26 protein-coding genes and 1 riboswitch are annotated in these 23,691 nt (G+C 71.5%); of the genes, 15 read left to right on the forward strand and 11 right to left on the reverse strand.

Going from position 1 to position 23,691, the window contains the following annotated elements; all coding sequences use genetic code 11:
• Window positions 1-74 precede the first annotated feature (74 nt).
• From ACFYY7_RS03435 to ACFYY7_RS03460, 6 genes are all read left to right on the forward strand, one after another.
• Complete coding sequence (locus ACFYY7_RS03435; RefSeq protein ID WP_376628751.1) at window positions 75-881, forward strand: metallophosphoesterase; 807 nt, start codon at window positions 75-77, stop codon at window positions 879-881.
• A 107-nt stretch (window positions 882-988) separates the two neighbouring features.
• Window positions 989-1,438, forward strand: coding sequence for an SRPBCC family protein (locus ACFYY7_RS03440; RefSeq protein ID WP_266736791.1), 450 nt, complete (start codon window positions 989-991; stop codon window positions 1,436-1,438).
• A 5-nt stretch (window positions 1,439-1,443) separates the two neighbouring features.
• Window positions 1,444-2,730: an ArsA-related P-loop ATPase gene (locus tag ACFYY7_RS03445; RefSeq protein WP_388656418.1), complete on the forward strand. Its 1,287-nt coding sequence runs from the start codon at window positions 1,444-1,446 to the stop codon at window positions 2,728-2,730.
• A gap of 83 nt (window positions 2,731-2,813) precedes the next feature.
• Window positions 2,814-3,272: a DUF5304 domain-containing protein gene (locus ACFYY7_RS03450; RefSeq protein ID WP_388656421.1), complete on the forward strand. Its 459-nt coding sequence runs from the start codon at window positions 2,814-2,816 to the stop codon at window positions 3,270-3,272.
• A 74-nt stretch (window positions 3,273-3,346) separates the two neighbouring features.
• The gene (locus ACFYY7_RS03455) at window positions 3,347-4,288 is read left to right on the forward strand and encodes an ROK family glucokinase (RefSeq protein ID WP_388656424.1); all 942 of its coding nucleotides are present in this window, start codon (window positions 3,347-3,349) and stop codon (window positions 4,286-4,288) included.
• A 78-nt stretch (window positions 4,289-4,366) separates the two neighbouring features.
• Entirely contained in the window at window positions 4,367-5,125 is a 759-nt protein-coding gene (locus ACFYY7_RS03460; protein ID WP_388656427.1) for an endonuclease/exonuclease/phosphatase family protein, read from the forward strand.
• A 33-nt stretch (window positions 5,126-5,158) separates the two neighbouring features.
• Here ACFYY7_RS03460 and ACFYY7_RS03465 read toward each other — a convergent pair whose 3' ends face one another.
• Complete coding sequence (locus tag ACFYY7_RS03465) at window positions 5,159-5,845, reverse strand: hypothetical protein (RefSeq protein ID WP_388656430.1); 687 nt, start codon at window positions 5,843-5,845, stop codon at window positions 5,159-5,161.
• The gene (locus ACFYY7_RS03470; protein WP_266736784.1) at window positions 5,838-6,617 is read right to left on the reverse strand and encodes a carboxylesterase; all 780 of its coding nucleotides are present in this window, start codon (window positions 6,615-6,617) and stop codon (window positions 5,838-5,840) included. Before ACFYY7_RS03470 ends, ACFYY7_RS03465 begins: the two co-directional genes overlap by 8 nt.
• A gap of 194 nt (window positions 6,618-6,811) precedes the next feature.
• On the opposite strand from ACFYY7_RS03470, the gene ACFYY7_RS03475 reads away from it, so the two are divergent.
• The 4 genes from ACFYY7_RS03475 to ACFYY7_RS03490 all read left to right on the forward strand — a co-directional run bounded on the left by ACFYY7_RS03475 (window position 6,812) and on the right by ACFYY7_RS03490 (window position 10,662).
• Window positions 6,812-7,555 carry a lysophospholipid acyltransferase family protein gene (locus tag ACFYY7_RS03475; protein ID WP_388656433.1) on the forward strand — a complete coding sequence of 248 codons (744 nt, stop codon included), beginning with the start codon at window positions 6,812-6,814 and terminating at the stop codon, window positions 7,553-7,555.
• A gap of 51 nt (window positions 7,556-7,606) precedes the next feature.
• Window positions 7,607-8,830 carry a MacS family sensor histidine kinase gene (macS, locus tag ACFYY7_RS03480; RefSeq protein ID WP_388656436.1) on the forward strand — a complete coding sequence of 408 codons (1,224 nt, stop codon included), beginning with the start codon at window positions 7,607-7,609 and terminating at the stop codon, window positions 8,828-8,830.
• On the forward strand, window positions 8,827-9,519 hold the full coding sequence (locus tag ACFYY7_RS03485) for a response regulator transcription factor (protein ID WP_266736780.1): 693 nt from the start codon (window positions 8,827-8,829) through the stop codon (window positions 9,517-9,519). The genes macS and ACFYY7_RS03485 overlap by 4 nt, the downstream gene beginning before the upstream one ends.
• Before the next feature lie 138 nt (window positions 9,520-9,657).
• Entirely contained in the window at window positions 9,658-10,662 is a 1,005-nt protein-coding gene (locus ACFYY7_RS03490; protein ID WP_388656439.1) for a 2-hydroxyacid dehydrogenase, read from the forward strand.
• 37 nt (window positions 10,663-10,699) lie between these two features.
• Here ACFYY7_RS03490 and ACFYY7_RS03495 read toward each other — a convergent pair whose 3' ends face one another.
• Window positions 10,700-12,586, reverse strand: coding sequence for an anthranilate synthase family protein (locus tag ACFYY7_RS03495; protein ID WP_388656443.1), 1,887 nt, complete (start codon window positions 12,584-12,586; stop codon window positions 10,700-10,702).
• 93 nt (window positions 12,587-12,679) lie between these two features.
• Window positions 12,680-12,748, reverse strand: coding sequence for a trp operon leader peptide (locus tag ACFYY7_RS03500; RefSeq protein WP_351257743.1), 69 nt, complete (start codon window positions 12,746-12,748; stop codon window positions 12,680-12,682).
• Between the two features lie 91 nt (window positions 12,749-12,839).
• On the opposite strand from ACFYY7_RS03500, the gene ACFYY7_RS03505 reads away from it, so the two are divergent.
• Complete coding sequence (locus tag ACFYY7_RS03505; protein ID WP_266736776.1) at window positions 12,840-14,186, forward strand: class II 3-deoxy-7-phosphoheptulonate synthase; 1,347 nt, start codon at window positions 12,840-12,842, stop codon at window positions 14,184-14,186.
• Between the two features lie 170 nt (window positions 14,187-14,356).
• Window positions 14,357-14,671, forward strand: a complete 315-nt coding sequence (locus ACFYY7_RS03510; RefSeq protein WP_388656446.1) for a bacterioferritin-associated ferredoxin — start codon at window positions 14,357-14,359, stop codon at window positions 14,669-14,671.
• A gap of 27 nt (window positions 14,672-14,698) precedes the next feature.
• On the opposite strand, the gene bfr is transcribed toward ACFYY7_RS03510, so the two are convergent.
• Window positions 14,699-15,178, reverse strand: a complete 480-nt coding sequence (bfr, locus tag ACFYY7_RS03515) for a bacterioferritin (RefSeq protein ID WP_266736773.1) — start codon at window positions 15,176-15,178, stop codon at window positions 14,699-14,701.
• A 154-nt stretch (window positions 15,179-15,332) separates the two neighbouring features.
• Here bfr and ACFYY7_RS03520 point away from each other — a divergent pair, with 154 nt between their 5' ends.
• Window positions 15,333-15,965 (forward strand): sulfite oxidase-like oxidoreductase, encoded by a 633-nt coding sequence (locus tag ACFYY7_RS03520; RefSeq protein WP_266736771.1) that lies wholly within the window; start codon window positions 15,333-15,335, stop codon window positions 15,963-15,965.
• A 44-nt stretch (window positions 15,966-16,009) separates the two neighbouring features.
• Here the strand turns inward: ACFYY7_RS03520 and ACFYY7_RS03525 are convergent, their stop codons facing one another.
• From ACFYY7_RS03525 to thiO, 6 genes are all read right to left on the reverse strand, one after another.
• Window positions 16,010-16,621: a DUF4396 domain-containing protein gene (locus ACFYY7_RS03525; RefSeq protein ID WP_388656451.1), complete on the reverse strand. Its 612-nt coding sequence runs from the start codon at window positions 16,619-16,621 to the stop codon at window positions 16,010-16,012.
• Window positions 16,622-16,713: 92 nt separating this feature from the next.
• On the reverse strand, window positions 16,714-17,568 hold the full coding sequence (locus tag ACFYY7_RS03530) for a deoxyribonuclease IV (protein WP_360918609.1): 855 nt from the start codon (window positions 17,566-17,568) through the stop codon (window positions 16,714-16,716).
• 6 nt (window positions 17,569-17,574) lie between these two features.
• Window positions 17,575-19,491 (reverse strand): Stk1 family PASTA domain-containing Ser/Thr kinase, encoded by a 1,917-nt coding sequence (pknB, locus tag ACFYY7_RS03535; protein ID WP_388656454.1) that lies wholly within the window; start codon window positions 19,489-19,491, stop codon window positions 17,575-17,577.
• A 112-nt stretch (window positions 19,492-19,603) separates the two neighbouring features.
• Window positions 19,604-20,398 (reverse strand): thiazole synthase, encoded by a 795-nt coding sequence (locus ACFYY7_RS03540; RefSeq protein WP_266736764.1) that lies wholly within the window; start codon window positions 20,396-20,398, stop codon window positions 19,604-19,606.
• 2 nt (window positions 20,399-20,400) lie between these two features.
• Entirely contained in the window at window positions 20,401-20,637 is a 237-nt protein-coding gene (gene thiS / locus ACFYY7_RS03545) for a sulfur carrier protein ThiS (RefSeq protein WP_388656457.1), read from the reverse strand.
• Entirely contained in the window at window positions 20,634-21,809 is a 1,176-nt protein-coding gene (gene thiO, locus ACFYY7_RS03550) for a glycine oxidase ThiO (RefSeq protein ID WP_388656460.1), read from the reverse strand. The genes thiS and thiO overlap by 4 nt, the downstream gene beginning before the upstream one ends.
• Window positions 21,807-21,919: riboswitch (TPP riboswitch) on the reverse strand. It overlaps the preceding gene by 3 nt.
• 49 nt (window positions 21,920-21,968) lie before the next feature.
• Between thiO and ACFYY7_RS03555 the strand changes: the two genes are divergently transcribed.
• Window positions 21,969-22,313 carry a hypothetical protein gene (locus ACFYY7_RS03555; RefSeq protein WP_388656463.1) on the forward strand — a complete coding sequence of 115 codons (345 nt, stop codon included), beginning with the start codon at window positions 21,969-21,971 and terminating at the stop codon, window positions 22,311-22,313.
• Between the two features lie 28 nt (window positions 22,314-22,341).
• A complete protein-coding gene (locus tag ACFYY7_RS03560; RefSeq protein WP_388656466.1) occupies window positions 22,342-23,598 on the forward strand; it encodes an NAD(P)/FAD-dependent oxidoreductase in 1,257 nt (418 codons plus the stop codon).
• Window positions 23,599-23,691 lie beyond the last annotated feature (93 nt).

Raw genomic sequence — 23,691 nt, forward strand, 5'->3', positions numbered from 1 at the left:
CAACGCCGCGAGGTGCCGTGCCAGGCGTCGCGGCCCCGTTCCTGACCCGACGGGCAGCCCCTAGGGTGATCGTCATGCGAGCCGGACCGGACAGCCCAGGGACATCGACCCGACAGCGGACCCGTATCCATGTGGTCAGCGACGTGCACGGCAACGCCGAGGCGCTGGCCCGCGCCGGGGACGGCGCCGACGCGCTGGTCTGCCTCGGTGACCTGGTGCTCTTCCTCGACTACGCCGACCACTCGCGCGGCATCTTCCCCGATCTCTTCGGTGTGGAGAACGCCGACCGGATCGTCGCGCTGCGCACCGCGCGCCGCTTCGAGGAGGCCCGTGAGTTCGGCCGGGGCCTGTGGAAGGGCCGGGACCGCAACGCCGCGATCGTCTCGGCGGTGCGCAAGCAGTACGCCGAGCTCTTCGCGGCCTTCCCCGCACCGACGTACGCCACCTACGGCAACGTCGACATCCCCGGCCTGTGGTCCGAGTACGCACACCCCGGCACCACCGTCCTCGACGGCGAACGGGCCGAGATCGGCGGCCGCGTCTTCGGCTTCGTCGGCGGCGGGCTGAAGACCCCGATGAACACCCCGTACGAGATCGGCGACGAGGAGTACGCGGCGAAGATCGAGGCGATCGGCCCGGTCGACGTGCTCTGCACCCACATCCCGCCCGACGTGCCCGAGCTGACCTACGACACGGTGGCGCGCCGCTTCGAGCGCGGCAGCCGGGCCCTGCTGGACGCCATCCGCCGGACCCGCCCCCGGTACGCCCTGTTCGGCCACGTCCACCAGCCGCTGGTCCGCCGCATGCGGATCGGCGCCACCGAATGTGTGAACGTCGGCCACTTCGCGTCCACCGGCAGGCCCTGGGCCCTGGAGTGGTGACCACACCGGCACCGGACCCTGGAACGAGGCGCCGCGCACACGCGATAGCCTTCTGACGGCAGGCATCTGCCGACGCACCGGTACACCGCACTGGAGGAGCCACGGCGATGGCTGAACACACCAGCTCGAGCATCACGATCGAGGCGGCACCGGCCGACGTCATGGGAGTGATCGCCGACTTCGCCCGCTATCCGGAGTGGACCGGAGAGGTCAAGGAGGCCGAGGTCCTCGCCGAGGACGACCGGGGCCGCGCCGAGAAGGTCCGGCTCGTCCTCGACGCCGGAGCGATCAAGGACGACCACACCCTCGCCTACACCTGGATCGGCGACTACGAGGTCAGCTGGACCCTCGTCAAGTCCCAGATGCTGCGCGCCATCGACGGCTCCTACGCACTGGCCCCGCTCGGCGACGGCGACCGCACCGAGGTCACCTACCGGCTGACCGTCGACGTCAAGATCCCGATGCTCGGCATGATCAAGCGCAAGGCCGAGAAGGTCATCATCGACCGGGCCCTGGCCGGACTGAAAAAGCGCGTCGAGTCCGTCCCGAAGGTCTGACCCGGATGCGTACGGTCCTCGTCACCGGCCCCGGCGGCGCCGGCCGTACCACCGTCGCGGCGGCGACCGCGCTGGCCGCCGCCCGCCGCGGCCGGCGCACCCTGCTGCTGACCGCCGACGGCATACCCGGCTTCCCCGGGGACACCGAACCCACCGAGGTCACCGACGGGCTGTGGTCCGCCCGCATCGACTCCGGCGAACACTTCCGCGGTGAACTCCTCGCCCTCCAGGACCAGGCCTCCGCCGTACTCGACCTGCTCGGCGGAAACCGGCTGGACGGCGAGGAGCTGACCGAACTCCCCGGCAGCAGCCAGTTCGCCCTCCTGCACACACTGCGCCGCGCCGCCCGGGGCGACTGGTCGCGAGCCGGCCACGACCTACTCGTTGTCGACCTGCCACCGCTGAGCGAGGCACTCGCCCTGCTCGCCCTCCCCGAGCAGCTGCGCCGCTATCTGCGCCGGCTGCTCCCCCCGGAACGCCAGGCCGCCCGCGCCCTGCGCCCGATGCTCGCCCAGCTCGCCGGGGTGCCCATGCCCGCCCAGTGGCTGTACGAGGCGGCCGCCCGCAGGGACGCCGAGCTGGCCGCCGTCCAGGCCCTGATCGAGGACCGCGACACCACGCTCCGGCTGGTCGCGGAGCCCGGCCCCGCCGCCGAGGACGCCCTGCGCACCGCCCGCACCGGCCTCGCCCTGCACGGGCTGCGGGTCGACGCCCTCGCGGTGAACCGGGTCCTGCCCCGGCACTCCGGCGACCCCTGGTTCGCCGGGCTCGCCGCACAGCAGGAGAAGACCGTCGACCACTGGTACGAGGAGTGGGCGCCCGGCACCGCGCTCTGCCAGGTGCCCCACCTCGGCCGCGACCCGCGTGGCCTCGACGACCTCGCCCGCCTCGACACCGCGGCCGACGGCGCCGCCGGGGACGACGGACTCGCGGGAGGGCTGGACGGGCGTGGCCCCGGCCGGGCAGACGACCCCTGGTGGATAGAGAGCCCCGACACCCCGGACGGCCTCGACGGGCTGCTGCCCGGCGCCCGGATCGTGACCACCGGCCCGCCGGCCGGCGACGGCGACCCGGTCCTCGTCTGGTGCCTGCCGCTCCCCGGCGCCGCCAAGAAGGACCTCCAGCTGGTCCGCCGCGGCGACGAACTGCTGCTCACCGTCGGCCCGTTCCACCGGATCGTCCCGCTGGAGTCCGGACTGCGCCGCTGCACCGTCTCCGGCGCCGCCCTCACCGACGGGGTGCTCCGGGTCCGGTTCACGCCGGACCCCGGGCTATGGCCGAGGACGGGCTGAACGGCGCGTCACGCTTCGGGTAACGTCGGTAGTACGTGCCCCGTATGCCGGGCCGCCGGCACACCACGTCGCAGGAGTCCGCCATGAGCGATGCCACCGATCGTCCCGTCGACGACGACGCGTGGGCGAAGGCCTGCGCCGAGGACCTCGAAGCGGAGAAGGCCCGCCGCCGGGCCCAGAACGGCCCGCCGCCCGGCTCCGCCGCCGAGGAACTGCGCAAGCTGGTCGACGCCGTGGCCGACAAGTTCTCGTCCCTCCAGTCGCCGCTGTTCGGCGCGGCGGCCCAGGGCACCGTGCAGCAGATCATCAAGCAGGCGAAGTCCGCGGTCGAGCCCGTCATCGAGCGCAACCCGGACGTCTTCGACCACATCGCCGCGGCCGGCAGCGAACTCCTCGCCGCCTACCGCTCCGCCGTCGAGGGCCAGGAACGCCGCTGGACCCAGGACGCCGGCGACCCGGCCGGCACCGAGAAGAAGGCCGACGACCCCTCCGACCCCCGCGACGAGGGCCCCGCCACGGGCGAACACATCGACCTGGACTGACCGGCACCGAAGGGCCGGGCCCCCGGCTCGGGTACGGTTGGCCCCAGCGGGGCTCGACCGGAACTGAGGGATTCATGGGACTCACCATCGGCGTCGATATCGGCGGCACGAAGATCGCGGCTGGAGTGGTCGACGAAGAGGGCCGCATCCTCTCGACGCACAAGGTGCCGACCCCGCCGACGGCCGAAGGCATCGTGGACGCGATCGCCACGGCCGTGTCCGGGGCGAGCGAGGGCCACCAGATCGAGGCCGTCGGCATCGGTGCCGCCGGATACGTCGACGACAAGCGCGCCACCGTGCTGTTCGCGCCGAACATCAACTGGCGGCACGAGCCGCTGAAGGACAAGGTCGAACAGCGCGTCGGCCTTCCCGTCGTGGTCGAGAACGACGCCAACGCCGCCGCCTGGGGCGAATACCGCTTCGGCGCCGGCCAGGGCCACGACGATGTCATCTGCATCACGCTCGGCACCGGCCTCGGCGGCGGCATCATCATCGGCAACAAGCTGCGCCGCGGACGCTTCGGCGTGGCCGCCGAGTTCGGCCACATCCGGGTCGTCCCGGACGGTCTGCTCTGCGGCTGCGGCAGCCAGGGCTGCTGGGAGCAGTACGCGTCCGGACGCGCGCTCGTCCGGTACGCCAAGCAGCGCGCCAACGCCACTCCGGAGAATGCCACGATCCTGCTCTCGCTCGGCGACGGCACGGTGGACGGCATCGAGGGCAAGCACATCAGCCAGGCCGCCCGGCAGGGCGACCCGGTGGCGATCGACTCGTTCCGCGAGCTGGCCCGCTGGGCCGGCGCCGGACTGGCCGACCTCGCCTCGCTCTTCGACCCGTCCGCGTTCATCGTCGGCGGCGGTGTCTCGGACGAGGGCGAGCTGGTGCTCGACCCGATCCGCAAGTCGTTCCGGCGCTGGCTGATCGGCGGCGAATGGCGCCCGCACGCCCAGGTGCTCGCGGCCCAACTGGGCGGCGAGGCAGGGCTGGTGGGCGCGGCGGACCTCGCCCGCCAGGGCTGAACCGACCACGACCGGTCAGACCCGGACGCCCGTCGCGCCCCTGTGGCAGCGGCGGGCGTCCGTCGTATCGTGAGGCGCATGGTTCTGACGCCACTGCCCGACTCCCGTACCGAGCCGGATGGTTCGGCCGTCATCAGAGTGCTCAGCTACAACATCCGGTCGATGCGTGACGACTGCGAGGCGCTGGCCCGCGTCATCACCGCCTGCGCCCCCGACCTGGTCCTCATCCAGGAGGCCCCGCGCTTCTTCCGCTGGCGCAAGCGCGCCGCCTGGCTCGCGGCCCGCACCGACCTGGTCGTGCTCAGCGGCGGCGCCACGGCGGCCGGGCCGCTGCTGCTCTGCTCGCTGCGGGCCACCGTGGAGCGGACGCAGGACGTGCTGCTGCCGCTCACCCCCGGGCTGCACCGCAGGGGTTTCGCCACATCGGTGGTACGGATCGCGGGCACCCGGATCGGTCTGCTGAGCTTCCACCTGAGCCTGCAACGGGACGAACGCCTGGCCCAGACCGAGATGCTGCTGGAACGGCTGGACGAGATGGGCGTCGAGCACGCCATCGCGGCCGGCGACCTCAACGACGTACCGACCGGGAGCGCGTTCCAGCGGCTGGCCGGGCGGCTCCAGGACTGCTGGGCGGTCCGGCCGTGGGGCGGGGAGCACACCTACTCGCCGGACCACCCGCGACGGCGCATCGACGCGGTCTTCGCGACGGACGGGATCGAGGTGCTCGGCTGCGGTGTCCCCGCCGGGCTGCCCGGGGTCACCGAGGCGGACCTGCGGGCGGCCACCGACCACCTGCCGGTGCTGGCGGCGCTACGGGTGCCCGCGATGCTGCCCTGAGCACCTCCCGCAACGCCGCCCCGGCAGGCTCTCTCAGACCACCGCCCCGCGACCGGGGTCGTCGTCGTCCTCGTCGTCATCGTTCATCCGCGCCACCAGCGTGACGAAACCGCCCAGGAAACCGCCGACGCAGACCGTCGTCAGCCACCAGGTCATGTCCCACCGCAGCAGCACCGCGATCAGCATCAGCACCGGACCGCCGACGACCGCGAGCCAGGCGAACTTCGCCGTGACATCGGCCTCCGGCAGCGGCGGCGGCTCCGGGGGGACGAAGTGCCCCTCGTCGCTGTCGTCGAGGTCGTCGTCCTTGGGCTCCTCGACCTCGTAGTCGCGCGGGCCCACCACTCCGGGCGCGAACACGACCGAGCTGCCGAGCGGCTTCTCCGGCGGCTTCACGGACTTCTTGCCGAGCCCCTTGTCCGGATCCAGGACGCCGGGCCGGTCGTCGTCGTCCTCCGGCAGCGCGAGATCCTCGATCGACCTGAACGGTCTGGCGCCCGGCGGGTCCGGCGGCTCCTCGCCGTACCCCGCGACGATCGCCTTCCACACCGCGTCCTCGTCGACCGGCGGTTCGGGCCGACTGCCGTCACCGCCCGGTGCCGCCTGCTGGGCGGCGGCGTCCTGCGGGCCCGTGCCGTCGTCGGGCACGGCCGCTCCCTCCGCGGGAAGGGGCTCGCGCTCCTCCTCGCTGCCCGCGCGCTCCGCGTCGTGCTCAGCCACCTGATGTGCTCCCCTTCTTTCCGACGCTCGGGGCGAGGCGGCCGATGAACCGGTAGCTCTCGTCGAAGATCCGCTCCGCATCGTGGTCCAACGTCGCCACGTGGTAGCTCTGTTCCAGCAGGATCTCCTCGACGTCCGTCGACGACACCCGGCTGAGGATGCGGGCCGAGTCGGCGGGCGGCACCACATGGTCCTGCGGGCTGTGCAGCAGCACGATCGGCTGGGTGACCTGGGGCAGTTCGGCATCCACCAGACGGAAGAAATTCCGCAGCGAATGCGCCGCGTGCAGCGGCACCCGGTCGTACCCCACCTCGTCGGAGCCCGCCAGGGCGATGTCGCTCGCCAGCCCCTTCGTCGTCCGCACCAGATGGCGGGCGACCGGCAGCGCGTACGCCGACAGGCCGTGCACCTTGTTGGCCGGGTTGACCAGCACCAGACCGCTGATCGCGTCCCCGTGCTTCGCCGCCAGCCGCAGCGTCAGCGCGCCGCCCATGGAAAGCCCGAAGACGAAGACCTGGCTGCACCGCTCCAGCAGGGCGCGCAACTCCCGGTCCACCTCCGCGTACCAGTCCTGCCAGCCGGTGAGCTGCAGGTCCTCCCAGCGGGTGCCGTGCCCCGGCAGCAGGGGCAGCGAGACGGTGAGCCCGCGCTCCGCCAGATGGTCGGCCCAGGGGCGCATCGACTGCGGGGAACCGGTGAATCCGTGACAGAGGAGGACGCCGACCTCTCCGCCCTCGTGGCGGAACGGCTCGGCTCCAGGAAGGACCGGCACCAGGGTCTCCTGTTCGTGAGGCTCACAGGGGAGCGAAAGGGGGGAGTGCAGAGGATTACTTCACCGTACGCGACCGGACTGACACCGACCAGGGTCGTCACCGGCTCCGGCCGTCGCGGCCGCTCCGTGCCGGGCGGGAGCGCGGGCGCCCCACGGGTTAAGGTCTGTCCGACAGCACACAGGAGGCACCCGAGTTGATCTACGGCGCAATGAAGTTCTCCATCGGCGGCTCGTTGAAGCTCGCCTTCAGGCCATGGGTGGAGGGCCTGGAGAACATCCCCGCGCAGGGACCGGCGATCCTCGCGAGCAACCATCTGTCGTTCTCCGACTCCTTCTTCCTGCCTGCCGTCCTGGACCGCAAGGTCACCTTCATCGCCAAGTCCGAGTACTTCACCGCACCCGGCGTGAAGGGCAAGCTGACCGCGGCCTTCTTCAAGGGCGTCGGCCAGCTCCCGGTGGACCGCTCGGGCGCCCGCGGCGCCGGTGAGGCGGCCATCAAGGCGGGCATCGAGGTCATCGAGAGCGGCGGCCTCTTCGGCATCTACCCGGAGGGCACCCGCTCGCCCGACGGCCGTCTCTACCGCGGCAAGCCCGGCGGGCTTGCCAGGGTGGCGCTGGCCACCGGGGCGCCCGTCATCCCCGTCGCGATGATCGACACGGAGAAGATCCAGCCGCCCGGCCAGCTGATCCCCAAACTGATGCGCCCGGGGATCAGGATCGGCAAGCCGCTCGACTTCAGCCGCTACCACGGCATGGACGGGGACCGCTTCATCCTGCGCTCGGTCACCGACGAGGTGATGTACGAGATCATGAAGCTCTCCGGCCAGGAGTACGTCGACATCTACGCGACGGCGGCCAAGCGGCAGATCGCGGACGAGGCGAAGCGCCGCGCCGAGGCCGAGAAGCACAAGGACACCGGGTCCGGAACACAAGCGTGACGCGACGGCACGGCGCGTGAACGCGCCCGTTCCGTCCAGGGGGTGGGGGAAGTGGCCAGGCGCGAGCGCGTCGTACGGATGTCGGTCGAGCAGCCGCTGTGGAGCGCGCTGAGGGCGTACCGCGTTCTCACGATGCTGTACGCGGTGCTGCTCGCCGTCTTCGGCCGGGAGAAGTACGACCGGCCGTGGGTGGCCATCGCCTTCCTGGTGGTGATGGTGGTCTGGACGCTCGCCACCCTCCCGAAGGTCGCGGGCGCCACCGCCTGCACCAAGCGCTTCCTCGGCGCCGATCTGACCATCGCGCTCACCGGCATACTCCTCACCCCGCTCGCCGACTTCGAGGCCCAGCGGGTCGACGGCCCGACACTGCCGTCCATCTGGACGGCGGGCTCCGTACTGGCCTTCGCGATCAAGGGCGGCTGGCGGTGGGCGGCCTTCGCGTCCAGCTTCGTCGCCGTCGCCAACATCGTCGAGCGCGGCCATCCCAGCCGGGACACCTTCCACAACGTGCTGCTGGTCTGGGTCGCCTCCATCGCCATCGGGTACGTCATCGAGGTCGCCAGGGCCAGTGAGCGGACCCTGGCCCGCGCCCTGGAGATCGAGGCCGCCACCCGCGAGCGGGAACGACTGGCCCGGGACATCCACGACAGCGTGCTCCAGGTCCTCGCGATGGTGCAGCGCCGCGGCACGGCGCTCGGCGGGGAGGCGGCCGAACTGGGCCGGATGGCCGGGGAACAGGAGGTCGCCCTGCGCACCCTGGTCTCCAGCGGTCTGGTGCCCACCACCCGGGTCTCCGAGGACGCCGCCGAGGGCGCCGTGGTCCGCAGCGTCGAGGTCGACGACGAACCGTCCGACCTGGCCGACTGCGATCTGCGCTCCCTGCTCGCCCCGCACGCCGGCTCCCGGGTCAGCTTCGCGGAGCCGGGCGCTCCGGTGCTGCTCGCCCCCGCGGCGGCGACGGAGCTGGCCGCCGCTGTCAGTGCCGCCCTGGACAATGTCAGGGTCCACGCGGGGGAGAATGCCCAGGCGTGGATCCTCGTCGAGGACTGGCCGGACGAGGTGATCGTGACGGTCCGGGACGACGGCCCGGGAATCCCGGAGGGGCGGCTCGCCCAGGCCGAGGGGGAGGGGCGGATGGGGGTGGCCCTGTCGATCCGGGGGAGACTGCGCGACCTGGGCGGCACGGCCGATCTGATCTCGGTGCCCGGCCAGGGCACCGAGGTCGAGTTGAAGGTTCCGAAGGTTTCACGGGGGAAGGCAGGTTCAGCGAGATGAGCACGGAGAACACCCAGGCAGCCGAGGAGCGGGCCATCAGGGTGATGGTGGTCGACGACCACCCGATGTGGCGCGACGCCGTCGCCCGCGACCTTTCCGAGTCGGGCTTCGACGTGGTGGCGACGGCGGGTGACGGACCGCAGGCCGTCCGCCGGGCGAAGGCCGCCACCCCCGACGTCCTGGTGCTCGACCTCAATCTGCCCGGCATGCCCGGCGTCCAGGTCTGCAAGGAACTCGTCGGCTCCCACCCGGGACTGCGGGTGCTGGTGCTCTCCGCGAGCGGCGAGCACGCCGACGTGCTGGAGGCGGTCAAGTCCGGCGCCACCGGTTATCTGCTCAAGTCGGCCAGTACGCAGGAGCTGACCGAGGCCGTGCGGTCCACCGCCGTCGGCGACCCCGTCTTCACCCCGGGCCTGGCCGGACTGGTCCTCGGCGAGTACCGCAGGCTCGCCTCCGACCCCGCACCCGCCGCGTCCGACGAGCCCAAGGCCCCGCAGCTCACCGAGCGCGAGACCGAGGTGCTGCGGCTGGTCGCCAAGGGCCTCTCGTACAAGCAGATCGCCGAGCGGCTGGTCATCTCGCACCGCACCGTGCAGAACCACGTGCAGAACACCCTGGGCAAGCTCCAGCTGCACAACCGGGTGGAGCTGGTGCGGTACGCGATCGAGCGCGGTCTCGACGACGTCTGAGCCGGCGGCCCCGGCCGGGCGGCGGGGCAGGGGCACGGGCCGTATATTCGCGATGACCGGCCCATGCCCCTGATCTGCCCATGTCCCGGATCTGCCGATCCGCGGACCGGCAGATCCGCGCGATGAACGGGAGAAGTCGTGGAAATCCTGGCCTTCGGTGTGCAGTCCGACGAGAAGCCGCTGATCGAGAAGGCCTTCGCCGGACAGCACGAGGTCCGCTGCCTGGACGTCTTCCTGAACAAGGACACCGCCCCCATCGCGGCGGGCTACGAGATCATCTCCACCAGCGTCAACGCCGACCTGGGCGCAGGTGTTCTGCAGACCCTCGCGGCGGGCGGCACGCAGATGATCGCCCAGCGCTCCACCGGCTTCAACAACATCGACCTGGACGTCGCCGAACGCCTCGCCCTGCGGGTCGCCCGGGTCTCCTACTACTCGCCGTACTCGGTCGCCGAATTCGCCTGGACCCTCGCGATGGCCGTCAACCGCCGGATCATCCGGGCCGCGAGCCGCACCCGCGACTTCGACTTCCGCCTCGACGGCCTCCTCGGCCGGGACATGCGCGGCCGCACGGTGGGTGTGATCGGCACCGGCAAGATCGGCGAGGCCTTCACCCGGATCGCCCACGGCTTCGGCATGCAGCTGCTCGGCTGGGACGTCGCCGAGAACCCCGCCTGCCTCGCCCTCGGCATGAAGTACGTGGAGAAGGAACGGCTGCTCGCCGAGTCCGACCTGATCAGCCTGCACGTCCCGCTGCTGCCCGCGACCCACCACATCATCGGCACGGACGCCCTGGCCCGGATGAAGGACGACGCGATCCTCATCAACTCCAGTCGCGGCGGACTCATCGACACCAAGGCACTGGTCACCGAGTTGCGCGCGGGCCGCTTCCTGGGCGTCGGACTCGACGTGTACGAAGCGGAGGCCGGGCTCTTCTTCGTCGACAAGTCGCTGGAGGGCGTCGACGACGACACCCTGGCCCGGCTCGTCACCTTCCCGAACGTCATCGTCACCTCGCACCAGGCGTACTACACCGAGGACGCGGTGGGCCAGATCATCGACACCACCGTGCAGAACGTCGCCGACTACCTGGCCGGCCGCCGCAGCGACAACGTCCTGGTCCCCGCGCTCCCGACGAGCTGAGACCCCGGCCCGCCCCGGGATCCCGTCCGCCCCGCCTTCAGCCGGCCACCGGCAGCCCCGCCAGCAGCTCCGCCACGATCGCCGCACCGCGCAGCGTCAGCACCGACTCCGGGTGGAACTGCACCGAGGCGAAGCCCGGACCGCGCAGCGCGTGCAGCTCACCGGTGGCCGCGTCCACGCTCACCTCGACACCGTGCGCCGCGAGCTCGTCGGCCACCGGCCCGTCGCAGCGCGCGGTGAAGCTGTTGTAGAACCCGACCGTCTCCGGCCGCCCGAACAGCTCGATCCGGGTCTGCGCGCCCTGGTACGGCACGGTCTTGCGGACGATGTCCAGCCCCAGCTCCGCCGCGATCAGCTCATGGCCGAGGCAGACCCCCAGCAGGCCGTACCGGTGATCCCGGACCAGCTCCGCGGCCAGCCCGCGCATCAGCCGCATCTTCGGATCGGCGGTGTCGCCCGGATTCCCCGGCCCGGGACCCAGCACGACCGGACCGGTGTGCGCCCGCACCAGCTCGCGCAGCCCCGGCTCGTCGTAGCGGTGCACCGACACATCCAGACCCGAGGAGCGCAGCAGATGCGCCAGCATCGCGGTGAAGGTGTCCTCCCCGTCGATCACCAGCGCCCGGCCCGAGAGCTCGTGGGTACGCTCCTGCATCCGCAGCCAGAACGGCGCGAGACCGTCCCGCCGGGCATCCAGCGCCGCCCGCACCCGCGGGTCGCCCGCCAGCCGCGGCCGGGCCGCCTCGTCCACCGGCCGGCCGGGCCGCACCCCGAGCGCGGAGAGCACCCCGGCCGCCTTCGCATGGGTCTCGGCCACCTCGCCGTCCGGATCGGAGTGACGTACGAGCGTCGCCCCGACCGGTACCCGCAGCTCGCCGCCGGCCGAGATGTCGGCGGTACGGATCAGGATCGGCGAGTCCAGGGTCTGCGCCCCGCCCTGCTCCTGCCGCAGCAGCGCCAGGGCTCCCGCGTAGTAGCCGCGCCCGCCGGGCTCGTACCGCTCCATGACCCGGCAGGCGTTCTGCACCGGGGAGCCGGTGACCGTCGCCGCGAACATGGTCTCCTTCAGCACCTCCCGCACGTCCAGCGAGGAACGCCCGCGCAGCTCGTACTCCGTATGGGCGAGATGGGCCATCTCCTTGAGCCGCGGTCCGACCACCACCCCGCCCATGTCGCCGACGGTGCACATCATCTTGAGCTCCTCGTCGACCACCATGGAGAGCTCCTCGGTCTCCTTGCGGTCGGCGAGGAAGGCCAGCAGGCTCTCGGCGGTCGGGCCCTCGGCCGGGTAGCGGTACGTACCGCTGATCGGGTTCATCACGACCGTCCCGCCCGACATCCGCACATGCACCTCCGGACTGGCGCCGACCAGCGTCCTGGCCCCGGTGTGCACGACGAAGGTCCAGTACGCGCCGCGCTCACCGGCCAGCAGCCGCCGGAAGAGGGCCAGCGCGTCGGCCCGCCCGAAGCCGGGGATCTCGCCCCGGAAGGTCCGCCGGATGACGAAGTTCGCGCCCTCGCCCTGCCCGATCTCGTCCTCGATGACCCGCCGCACGATCCCGGCGTACTCCTCGTCCCCGACGTCGAAGGCGCCGCCCTCGACCCGCACCTCCCGGACCGGCAGCCGGTCCAGCACCTCGGTGAGCGGCAGCTCGTACGACTCCTCCGCGACCAGCACGGACAGCGGGGTCCCGTCGTCGCGCACGTCGAAGCCGCGCTCGGCGATCTGCCGGAACGGCACCAGGGCGAGCGAGGGCAGCTCACCGACGGGGAGATCGGCGAGCCGGTCCGCTTCGCGGACCCGGCCGATCAGCACCTCGACGGTGTCCTGGTCGCGGCCGGGGGTGCGCCTGCGCAGCAGCGCGAACGGCGGGCAGTCGTCACTCAGGAGCCTGTCGATGACGACATCGGTGCGGTGAGGCATGGGGTTGTTCCTTCCGGACGGAGGAACGGCTCCCGAAAACGCGGAAAAGGCCGCCCCTCGGGCGGCCTTCGCGTGGTCTGTCGCGCGCGATTGTCAGTGGGCCGCCGGATGAGCGGTCCACCACCAGTTCTGGTTTGTCAGCGCGAACATGTTCCGAACCATAGCGGACGCCGGTCTCGTCCGAGCGCGTGTCTCAACTATTGAGCTTGTGGCCGGACCCACCGCCGAACCCCGTAATGTTGGGGTTGTGACCGTGAACGCCAATACCTCCGTCGCCGGTGGCAACACCTGGCGAGACCTTCCCGCGGCGCAGCAGCCCGAGTACCCCGATGCCGAGGCTCTGCGCGATGTACTCGCGGACCTCGAGTCGTATCCGCCCCTCGTTTTCGCGGGTGAGTGCGACCAGCTGCGCGCCCGCATGGGAGCCGTCGCCAAGGGCGAGGCGTTCCTGCTGCAGGGCGGTGACTGCGCCGAGGCCTTCGACGCAGTGTCGGCCGACCACATCCGGGCCAAGCTGAAGACGCTGCTCCAGATGAGTGCCGTCCTGACGTACGCGGCCTCCGTGCCCGTCGTCAAGGTGGGCCGGATCGCCGGGCAGTACTCCAAGCCGCGCTCCAAGCCGACCGAGACCCGCGACGGCGTCACCCTGCCGACCTACCGCGGCGACTCCGTCAACGGCTTCGCCTTCACCGAGAAGGACCGCGTCCCGGACCCCGAGCGGCTGAAGCAGATGTACCACGCATCCGCTTCCACGCTGAACCTGGTCCGCGCCTTCACCACCGGCGGTTACGCCGACCTGCGCCAGGTGCACGCCTGGAACCAGGACTTCGTGAAGTCGTCCCCGTCCGGCCAGCGCTACGAGGCGCTCGCCCGCGAGATCGACAACGCGCTGAACTTCATGAAGGCGTGCGGCACGGACCCGGCCGAGTTCAAGGCGGTCGAGTTCTACGCCTCGCACGAGGGCCTGCTGCTGGACTACGAGTCGGCGCTGACCCGCACCGACTCGCGCACCGGCGAGCTGTACGACACCTCCGGCCACATGGTCTGGATCGGTGAGCGCACCCGCCAGATGGACGGTGCGCACATCGAGTTCGCGTCGCGGATCCGTAACCCCATCGGCATCAAGCTCGGCCCGACCACCACGGTCGACGAGGCGCTCGGCTACATCGACCGCCTCGACCCCGAGCGCGAGCCCGGCCGGCTGACCTTCATCGTCCGCATGGGCGCCGACAAGGTCCGTGACAAGCTCCCGGCCCTGGTCGAGAAGGTCACCGCCTCCGGTGCCACCGTGGCGTGGGTGACCGACCCGATGCACGGCAACACCTTCGAGGCCGCCTCCGGCCACAAGACCCGTCGCTTCGACGACGTCCTGGACGAGGTCAAGGGCTTCTTCGAGGTGCACAAGGGCCTCGGTACGCACCCGGGCGGCATCCACGTCGAGCTCACCGGTGACGACGTCACCGAGTGCGTCGGCGGCGGACACGAGATCTTCGTGGACGACCTGCACCAGCGCTACGAGACGGCCTGCGACCCGCGGCTCAACCGCAGCCAGTCGCTGGACCTGGCGTTCCTGGTCGCCGAGATGTACCGGGACCAGTAGGCATCACCGCAGGTGGCGCGCGTACGACTGTGGGGCACGGATCGATGTGATCCGTGCCCCACAGGGCGTCCGGAGGCTTTTAACGCCTCTGAGGGCCGGGTAAGGTTAGGTTAGCCTCACCGATAAACGGGGTGGCAGTGAACGACCGATCCCGCCGGGAGGTGAACCGCGTGTACGTCTGCTCTTGCTTCGGCATCACGGAGAAGCAGGTCAAGGAGCATGCGGACGCCGGGGCGTGCACGCCGCGGCAGATAGCCTCCGCCTGCAAGGCGGGCACGGACTGCGGCGGTTGCGTCCGGGCCATCCAGGCGATGCTCGGCCGCGGCGCCTGCCCGCGCCGCGAACTGCTGGACCAGAAGCGGATGCCCGGCGCCGCCGACGAGACCGCCACGGATGCCGGATCCGGACCTGGCGCCGAACCGGGTATCGCCCCCGGCACCGCACCGGGGATCGCGCCGGGAGTTCTGCTTCCCGACGCGGCCTGACCCCCGAGCCGGCCCCCGGCATGGCCCTCAGCTGTCCGGCTGCTCGATCTGCTGGGCGATGTAGAGCGGCTCACCGAGCTTCTCGACCAGTTCCAGCTGGGTGTCGAGGTAGTCGATGTGGTGCTCCTCGTCCGCCAGGATCGACTCGAAGATGTTCGCCGACGTGATGTCGCCCTTGCCCCGCATCAGCTCGATCCCGCGCTTGAGGCGGTCGATCGCCTCCACCTCGACCTGGCGGTCCGCCTGGAACATCTCGGTGACGGTCTGGCCCACCCGCACATGGAACAGCCGCTGGTAGTTGGGCAGTCCGTCGAGGAAGAGGATGCGGTCCGTGAGGATCTCGGCGTGCTTCATCTCGTCGAACGACTCGGAGCGGGTGTACTTCGCGAGTTTCGTCCAGCCGAAGTTGTCCTGCATCTTCGCGTGCAGGAAGTACTGGTTGATGGCAGTCAACTCTGCGGTCAGCTGCTCGTTCAGGAACTCAAGGACCTCGGGGTCGCCCTGCATCGCAGAGGCTCCTTCCAACCGGTGAACTGGCAAGTTGGCCGCATCTTCGCATCGCACCCGATGGTCGTCCAGTAAGTGCAGGCTTACTGTGAGTTGTCCGAATCGCCCCCTGCCCTGGTCAGGACCACCCCTGCCTGTCTGTCACCATGGAGGCATGGGTCAGCCGGAAAGCCGGGAACACCGCGCGTCAGAGCAGTCCGAGCTTCCGCCGGGCCAGCGACTCCAGCGCGGTTGGCCGGTTACCCACTATGGGCCCGTGCCCAAGTTCAAGCCGGACCGCTGGGAGTTCCGGGTCTTCGGGGCCACTGCGGACGGCGAGAAGCACTGCTGGAACCACCAGGAATTCTCGGTACTGCCGTTCACCTCGGTCGTCGCCGACCTGCACTGCGTCACCAAATTCAGCATGATCGGTGCCGAATGGGGCGGAGTGCTCGCCCGCACGGTCCTGGAACTGGCACCGCCCGCACCGAACGTCACGCACGTGATGGTCTGGGCCGAGTACGGATTCAGCTCGAATCTGAGGCTCTCCGACTTCGCCTCGGACCGAACACTTTTCGCCACCCACAAGGGCGGGGAACTGCTCACCGCCGAGCACGGTTTCCCGCTCCGCCTCGTCGTGCCGCATCTCTATGCCTGGAAGGGGCCCAAGTGGGTCCGGGGCGTCGAGTACATGACGGCCGACCGCCGCGGCTTCTGGGAGGAGCGCGGCTACCACAACATCGGTGACCCGTGGAGCGAGCAGCGGTACTCCTACCAGGAAGAGCCCGGGGACGGCCCCGAGCTCTGACCTGACGGCTCCCGGGCCGGGCCGGTGGCCCGCCGCCCGCTTCCTCAGTGGTGGTACTGGTGCACCACCGCGTGCCCCTTGCCCCGGCCGATCATCCACTTGTTGACCGGTGTGGTGGCGACGAAGGCGACGGCGAGCGAGATCGCGAGCGCGCCCCAGAACAGCGTGTCGGCGAGCGTGGCGTCCATGGCGCCCGGCCACAGCGCGATCACTCCGTTGTCGATCAGCTCCATCACCGCGATGGACAGGGTGTCGGCGGCGAAGGCGACCCGCAGGGCGGTGCCGAGGTCGACGCCCGCCTTCAGGATGGAGCGCAGGGTCAGCGTGTAGCCGAAGAAGAAGGCCAGGACGATCGCGAGCACCATCGTCGCCATGTTGCCCCAGCCGAGTGCCGTGCCGATCACCATGCCGAGGATCTCGCCGATGGCGCATCCGGTGAGGCAGTGCAGCGTGGCCCGTGCGGCCATGGCCCAGTCGACCTTGCCTGCGCTGTGGGTGGAGTGGCCAGTGTGGTCTGCGTGACTGGCGTGATCTGAGTGGTCTGAGCGGTCCGCGTGGGTCGAGTGGTCCGCGTGAGTCGAGTGGTCCACATGAGCCGCGTGGTCCGTGTCGTGGCCGTGCCGGCCGTGTTGGCCGTGGTGTGTGTCGTGCTGCATGGCGATCCCCCAAAGCCGAGTAACGGTTCCTGCCGACAGCAGGAACCGTATACCCCTACGGGGTATTCCTCAACGGGGAATCACATGGGGAATCAGCTGTCGCGCAGCCCCTTCAGCCGTGCCACGTCCGCAGCGTGGCCTTCCTTGCCGCCCGGCGTTTCGATGATCAGCGGTACGCCCTCGGTCGCCGGATGCGAGAACAGCTCACGGAAGGGCTCCTCGCCGATGTGCCCGGAGCCGATGTTCTCGTGCCGGTCCTTGTGGGCTCCCACCACGTCCTTGGAATCATTGGCGTGGATCAGTTTCAGCCGGCCCTCGCCGACCGTCGCCACCAGCAGGTCCAGGGTCTGCCGCATGCCCTCCGGGCCGGTCAGGTCGTGGCCCGCCGCGTAGATGTGGCAGGTGTCCAGGCAGATGCCGAGCTTGGGGTGGGCGTCGAGCGCGTCGAAGTACGGGCCGAAGTCCCAGGTCCGCGAGCAGAGCGAGAACCCCTGCCCGGCGGTCGACTCCAGCAGCAGACACGGGTCGTCGTCGTGGGTCAGCTCGTCCAGGAGCGGCCGCATGTGCGTGCGTACCTGCGCGAGGGCCTGCTCGCGCGGCCGGCCGCCGGTCGCCGATCCGGTGTGCACCACGACGCCCAGGGCGCCGATCTCACGGGCCCGGCGCAGCGAGTGGCGCAGCGACTCCACGGACTTCTCCACGGTCGCCTCGGTGTGCGACCCGAAGTTGATCAGATACGGGGCGTGGACGTACGCCGGTATGGACGCGTCGGCGCACTCGGCGCGGAACTGCTCGTCCTGGGCCGGATTGCCGACGGGTGTCGCCCAGCCGCGCGGGTTGGCGACGAAGACCTGGACGGCCTCCGCCCCCATCTCGCGGGCGTAGGGGAGGCCGACCTTGGCGAGGCCGCCGGCCACCGGGATGTGGCCGCCGACTGGGTTGCGCATATGGATCTAGAGTCCCTTGGTCTTGATGGTGATGGTGCTGCCCTCGGGGGCCTTCTCGCCGCCGTCGACGGACTGGCTCGCGATGGTGTCGCTGAAGGACAGGAACGGGCGGTCGACCTTCACCTCGAAGCCCGCGGCCTCCAGCTCGCCGGTGGCCTCGTCGACGTCCTTGCCGGTGATGTCCGGGACGTCGATCATCCGCGGCCCGTCGGAGACCGTGAGCGTGATGGTGTCGCCCTCGGCGGCCTCGGAGCCCGCGCCCGGCGACTGCCGGGCGATGTCGCCCGCGACCTCGGGGGAATTGACCCGGTCGGGCAGCACCTTGGCCTTCAGCCCCTCGTCCGCCAGCGCGGCGGTGGCGTCCTCGACGGACAGCCCGCTGACGTCGGGGACGTCCACCGGAGCGCCCTTGCTGACATGGAGGGCGACCGCCGTGTCCGGGTGGCGCTCGGTGCCCGCCACCGGGTCCGTGCGGATCACGTCGCCCCGGACCGTCTCCTCGTTGAACTCCTTGGTGATCATGCCCGGCACCAGACCGGCCTTCTTCAGCTCCTGCCTGGCGTCGGCGATCGAGAGGTCCCGGAGGTCGGGCACCTTCACGATCTCGGGGCCGCGCGAGACGACGATCTTCACCGCGTCGTTGCCCCTGACGCGGTCGCCGGACCCCGGGTCGCTGCTGATGACCTTGCCGCGCTCCACGGTGTCGCTGTAGGCCCGGTCGACGTCCTTGAGCTCCAGACCGGCCTTCGTGAGCCGCTGCCGGGCGTCCTTCTCGGTCTGGCCGAGCAGCGAGGGGACCCGGGTGAACTGTCCGGAGTTGATGTACCAGACACCGGTACCGATCCCCAGCGCCAGCAGCACGGCGACGACCAAGGCGATGACCGAGCGCCTCGGTCCGCGGCGGCGCCGGTCCTCCGGCGTGGTCCGAGGCGGCACCGGCGGAGGCATCTCCAGCCGGCTGGTGTGGTGCGAGACGCCCTGCCCGGCCGGGAGCAGCCGTGGGATCACGCTGGTGCGGTCCTCGGCGGCGTCGTGCACCTCGGCGGTGGCCTGCGGCGGTACGGCGTCCAGCTGGGCGTCGGTGAGGCCGGAGCGGGCCGCACGGGTCTCGGCGAGCAGCGCCACCGCGTCGAACGGGCGGGCCTCGGGATCGCGGGCGGTGGCGCTCGCCACCAGGCCGTCGAGCTCGGCCGGGAGCCCCGGGACGGCGGCCGACGGCGACGGCACGGCCTCGTTGAGGTGCTGGTAGAGGACCTGGGCGGGGGTGTCGCCGCCGTGCGGCTTGGAGCCGGTCAGCATCTCGTACAGGACGACACCGCAGGCGTACACATCGGTGCGGGTGTCCGCGGTGCCGTTCTCTATCTGCTCGGGGGCGAGATAGGAGACCGTGCCCAGGATGGACCCGGTGGTGCTGGTGACGGCGCCCACCGCGCGTACGAGCCCGAAGTCGGCGACCTTGACCCGGCCGTCGTCCCCTATCAGGACGTTCTCCGGCTTCATGTCGCGGTGCACGAAGCCCGCCCGGTGCGCGGCGCCGAGCGCGGCGAGGACCGGCTCCAGGATGTCCAGGGCTGCCCTCGGCTGGAGCGCGCCGCGATCGCGCAGCACGTCGCGCAGGGTGCAGCCCGCGACGTACTCCATCGCGAGGTAGACGTACTGCCCCTGGGCGCCCTGGTCGAAGACCGCGACCACATTGGGGTGCGCGAGCCGGGCCACCGACTTGGCCTCGCGGATGAAGCGCTCGACGAACGAGGCGTCGGTGGCCAGCGCCGGGTGCATCACCTTGAGGGCGAGCACCCGGTCGAGCCGGGTGTCCACGGCCCGGTAGACCGTGGCCATGCCGCCCACGGCGATACGGGCATCGACGCGGTAGCGGCCGTCGAGCAGCTGCCCGACGAGAGGGTCCTGGAGGGTCGTATCCACGCAGGCGAGTCTACGAGCCGCCACGGACACGGCCCACCGGCCGGGGCGGACCCGGGGCCGTACTGCAGCCGAGCCGTGACAGGGACATGCGATCCACCTCCGTACCGGCGGCTCAGAAGGCCGGCCGCTCCGGGTCCAGCACCGCCCGCCCCTCCACCGGCGACGACGCCTCCGCGAAGTGGCGGCGCGGAATCCGGCCGGCCCGGTACGCCAGCCGCCCGCCCTCCACCGCGTGACGCATCGCCGCGGCCATCAGCTCGGGCTCCTGGGCCCGGGTCACCGCGGACGCCAGCATCACCGCCGCGCACCCCAGCTCCATCGCGAGCGCCGCGTCGGAGGCCGTCCCGGCGCCCGCGTCGAGGATCACCGGCACCCGGGCCTGCTCGACGATCAGCCGGAAGTTGTGCGGGTTGCGGATACCGAGCCCGGAGCCGATGGGGGAGCCGAGCGGCATCACCGCCGCGCACCCCACGTCCTGGAGCCGGCGCGCCAGCACCGGGTCGTCATTGGTGTACGGCAGCACGGTGAAGCCGTCGTCCACCAGGATCTCCGCGGCGTCCAGCAGCTCGATCGGATCGGGCAGCAGGGTCCGCTCGTCGGCCACCACCTCCAGCTTGATCCAGTCGGTGCCGAGCGCCTCGCGGGCCAGCCGGGCGGTCAGCACGGCCTCGCCCGCGGTGAAACAGCCCGCCGTGTTGGGCAGCACGCGGATGGAGAGCCGCTCCAGGACGGAGAGCACCGAACCCTGCACGGTCGGATCGAGGCGGCGCATCGCGACGGTCGTCAGCTCGGTCCCGGAGGCGGTCAGGGAGCGCTCCAGCACGTCGAGGCTCGGCGCCCCGCCGGTCCCCATGATCAGCCGGGAGCCGAACGTGGTGTCGCCGAGGGTGAAGAGGTCGTCCGACATGATCAGCCTCCCTGGACCGCGGTCAGGACCTCGACGCGGTCACCGTCGAGGAGCGCGGTGGCGGACCACTGGCCGCGCGGTACGACGGTCTCGTTGACGGCGGCCGCGACACCGGAGTGCGCGGTGGTGAGCGTGGCGACGAGAGCCGCCAGGGTGGTGCCCCCGGCGAGGCGTCGGACCTCGCCGTTCACGGAGACGGAGAGGGCGGCCGCCCCGGAGGGCGGTGCGGGCTCGGTCATGCGGGCTGCTCCTGACGTACGGAGGCGGCGGAGGAGAAACGGTGCGGGGTGAAGGGACGGGCCGGCTCGGGCGGTTCGCCGCCGGTGAGGAACTCCGCCATGACGTCACCGGTGATGGGGGTGAGCAGCACGCCGTTGCGGTGGTGGCCGGTGGCGAGGTGGAGGCCGGGCAGGGCGGTGGGGCCGAGGAGCGGAGCGTTGTCGGGGGAGGCGGGGCGGAGGCCGGCCAGGGTCTCGGTGAGCGGCAGTTCGGTGATGCCGGGGACCAGTTCGTGGGCGTCGCGCAGCAGCTCGTAGACGCCGCCCGCGGTGACGGTGGTGTCCCAGCCCATTTCCTCGCTGGTGGCGCCGACGACCAGCTCGCCGTTCTCGCGCGGTACGAGATAGAGGTGGCCGCCCCGGACCACGGCCCGGACCGTGCGGCTCAGGAACGGCGCGTACCCGGCGGGCACGGTCAGCCGCACCACCTGGCCCTTCACCGGCCGGACCGGTGGCACCACCTCGTCCGGCAGCCCCGGCAGCCGCCCGCTGAGGCTGCCCGCGGCGAGCACGACCTGGTCGGCCGCCAGCTCCGTACCGTCGTTGAGCACCGCCCCGGCGGCCCGGTCGCCCGCCACGCTCAGGCGCTCCACCCAGCCGCGGTGGAAGACCACACCGGCCCGTTCGCAGGCGGTCAGCAGGGCGGCGGCCAGCCGGCGGGGATCGATCTGGTGGTCGCCGTCGACCCGGAGACCGCCCCGGACGCCCGGCGCGAGCATCGGCTCCAGGCGGCGGCACTCACGGCCGGTGAGCCACTCCGATTCGAGGCCGGAACGCTGCTGGAGGGCGTGCAGCTCCCGCAGATGGGCGCGGTCGTCGGAGTCCAGCGCGACGGCCAGGGTGCCGCAGGCGCGAAAGCCCGTCTCCCGCCCGCTCGCCGCCTCCAGCTCGGCCACGAAGGCCGGGTAGCGGGCCGCCGAGGCGACGTTGAGGCCGAGCAGCAGTTGTTCGCCGTAGTGGAGTTCGGTGACGGCGGCCAGCATGCCGGCCGCCACCCGGGCGGCACCGCCACCCGGTTCGGGGTCGGCGAGCGCAGTGCGCAGTCCGCGCTGAGCGGCCCGCCAGGCCGTCACCAGGCCGATGATCCCGCCCCCGATGACCAGGACGTCGGATCCGTTCCGAGAAGAACGCATGGGCTTCCGGCCCCTCCCTTCGCCGGCATGACCCGGATCAGGTTCGTACGGTCGGAGGCCGCCCAGCCTCCCTCTCAGCCCGGTGCGTCCGGGCTCCCGCGAGTGCTTTACGTTGGCCACCCTAAACCCAGTCCCATCGGACCAGTAGGGAGCGGCACCGTGGCCCGTTCGCTCGACGGACTCGTCCTCGCCCCGGTCGCCGACCAGGCGCCCGGCCAGGTCGGCACCCGTACCCGCTTCACGTACCACGAGGACGACGGCCGGATCTGGGCCGAGTACGCGGGCGGCGACGTGGTGCGCGGCCATCTCGTCGGCACCCGGGACGGTGACACCCTCGACTTCCGCTACGTCCAGCTGAAGCAGGACGGAACGACGTCCAGCGGCCACTGCGTCTCCACCGTCGTCGACCTCCCGGACGGCCGGGTCCGGCTGGACGAGCGGTGGGCGTGGGAATCGCAGGAGGGCAGCGGGGCGAGCACGGTCGAGGAACTCACCCTTTCCTGACGGTCCGTCAGGTGATTATGGTGTACGGGTGAGCGATCAGCAGCAGTCAGAGCAGCCGGACCGGCGGGCAGGACACCGCGTGGTCGTCGTCGGTGCGGGCATGGCCGGGGTGCAGACCGCGGTGGCCCTGCGGGAACAGGGCTTCACCGGCCCCGTCACCCTGATCGGCGCCGAACCGCACCAGCCCTACGACCGGCCACCGCTGTCCAAGGCGGTGCTGCTCGGCAAGGCCGAGGACTCCGCCTTCGACATCGACTTCGAGGCGCTGGACATCGATCTGCAACTGGGCCGCGAAGTCACCGGAGTGCGGCCCGGCGCGCACGAACTGGACACCCCGGCAGGGCCCGTTCCCTACGACAGCCTGGTGATCGCGACCGGTGCCGAACCCGTCGTCCTGCCCGGCGCCGAGGGCGTTCCCGGCGTCCACCTGCTGCGCACCCTCGACGACGCGGCACGGCTGCGGCCGGTCCTCGACCAGCAGCACGGCGTCGTGGTCGTCGGCGCGGGCTGGATCGGCGCCGAGTTCGCCACCGCGGCCCGCGCCGCCGGCTGCGCCGTCACCGTCGTCGAGGCCGCCGACCGGCCCCTGGCGGGCGCGATGCCCGCGGAGGTCGCCGCCCCGATGGCCGCCTGGTACGCGGAGATCGGCGCCGAACTCCTCACCGGGGCCCGGGTCGAGAGCGTCGAGCCGGGCCGGGTGGTCCTCGCGGACGGCCGCACCGTCCCGGCCGGAGCGGTCGTCGTCGGAATCGGCGCCCGGCCCGCCACCGGCTGGCTGGCCGGCTCCGGAATCGCACTCGGCCCCGACGGATCGGTGACCGCCGACGGGGCGCTGCGCACCTCGGCGCCCGATGTGTACGCGGTCGGCGACTGCGCCTCGTTCCCCTCCGCCCGGTACGGCGAACGCCTGCTCGTCCACCACTGGGACAACGCGCTCCAGGGCCCGCGCACCGCAGCCGCCAACATCATCGGCGCGGCGGCCGGCGGCGCCCCGGAGCCGGTGACGTACGACCCCGTGCCGTACTTCTGGTCCGAGCAGTTCGACCGGTTCGTGCAGTACGCGGGCCACCACGGAAGCGCCGACACCCTGCTGTGGCGCGGCGATCCGGCCGGGCCCGCCTGGTCGGTGTGCTGGCTGCGCGACGGCGTCCTGGTCGCGGTCCTCGCCGTCGGCCGGCCGCGCGATCTGGCACAGGGCCGCAAACTCATCGAGGCGGGGGCGCGGCTCGATCCGGAAAAGGCCGGTGACCCGTCCGTACCGCTGAAGTCGGCGATCCGTCAGTAGGTGCACGGACAACGAACGTTGGTGTCCGTTGTCTGGACGACCCCTTGGAGGAAGGCAAAAATTAGTGCACTGTGCATCTTTTGGAGTGCTCAT

The sequence above is a fragment of the Streptomyces sp. NPDC001933 genome (assembly GCF_042890955.1).
In the GTDB taxonomy this organism is placed as follows: Bacteria; Actinomycetota; Actinomycetes; order Streptomycetales; family Streptomycetaceae; genus Streptomyces.

Excerpts from the sequence above, each read along its gene's own strand:
- ACFYY7_RS03520 (WP_266736771.1), top strand. The coding sequence starts at position 15,333 with ATGGGTCAGCCGGAAAGCCGGGAACACCGCGCGTCAGAGCAGTCCGAG.
- ACFYY7_RS03525 (WP_388656451.1), bottom strand. The coding sequence starts at position 16,621 with ATGCAGCACGACACACACCACGGCCAACACGGCCGGCACGGCCACGAC.
- ACFYY7_RS03435 (WP_376628751.1), top strand. The coding sequence starts at position 75 with ATGCGAGCCGGACCGGACAGCCCAGGGACATCGACCCGACAGCGGACC.
- thiS (WP_388656457.1), bottom strand. The coding sequence starts at position 20,637 with ATGACCGAGCCCGCACCGCCCTCCGGGGCGGCCGCCCTCTCCGTCTCC.
- ACFYY7_RS03530 (WP_360918609.1), bottom strand. The coding sequence starts at position 17,568 with ATGCGCAACCCAGTCGGCGGCCACATCCCGGTGGCCGGCGGCCTCGCC.
- ACFYY7_RS03450 (WP_388656421.1), top strand. The coding sequence starts at position 2,814 with ATGAGCGATGCCACCGATCGTCCCGTCGACGACGACGCGTGGGCGAAG.
- thiO (WP_388656460.1), bottom strand. The coding sequence starts at position 21,809 with ATGCGTTCTTCTCGGAACGGATCCGACGTCCTGGTCATCGGGGGCGGG.
- ACFYY7_RS03485 (WP_266736780.1), top strand. The coding sequence starts at position 8,827 with ATGAGCACGGAGAACACCCAGGCAGCCGAGGAGCGGGCCATCAGGGTG.
- ACFYY7_RS03495 (WP_388656443.1), bottom strand. The coding sequence starts at position 12,586 with ATGCCTCACCGCACCGATGTCGTCATCGACAGGCTCCTGAGTGACGAC.
- bfr (WP_266736773.1), bottom strand. The coding sequence starts at position 15,178 with ATGCAGGGCGACCCCGAGGTCCTTGAGTTCCTGAACGAGCAGCTGACC.
- ACFYY7_RS03460 (WP_388656427.1), top strand. The coding sequence starts at position 4,367 with ATGGTTCTGACGCCACTGCCCGACTCCCGTACCGAGCCGGATGGTTCG.
- ACFYY7_RS03440 (WP_266736791.1), top strand. The coding sequence starts at position 989 with ATGGCTGAACACACCAGCTCGAGCATCACGATCGAGGCGGCACCGGCC.
- ACFYY7_RS03540 (WP_266736764.1), bottom strand. The coding sequence starts at position 20,398 with ATGTCGGACGACCTCTTCACCCTCGGCGACACCACGTTCGGCTCCCGG.
- ACFYY7_RS03445 (WP_388656418.1), top strand. The coding sequence starts at position 1,444 with ATGCGTACGGTCCTCGTCACCGGCCCCGGCGGCGCCGGCCGTACCACC.
- ACFYY7_RS03455 (WP_388656424.1), top strand. The coding sequence starts at position 3,347 with ATGGGACTCACCATCGGCGTCGATATCGGCGGCACGAAGATCGCGGCT.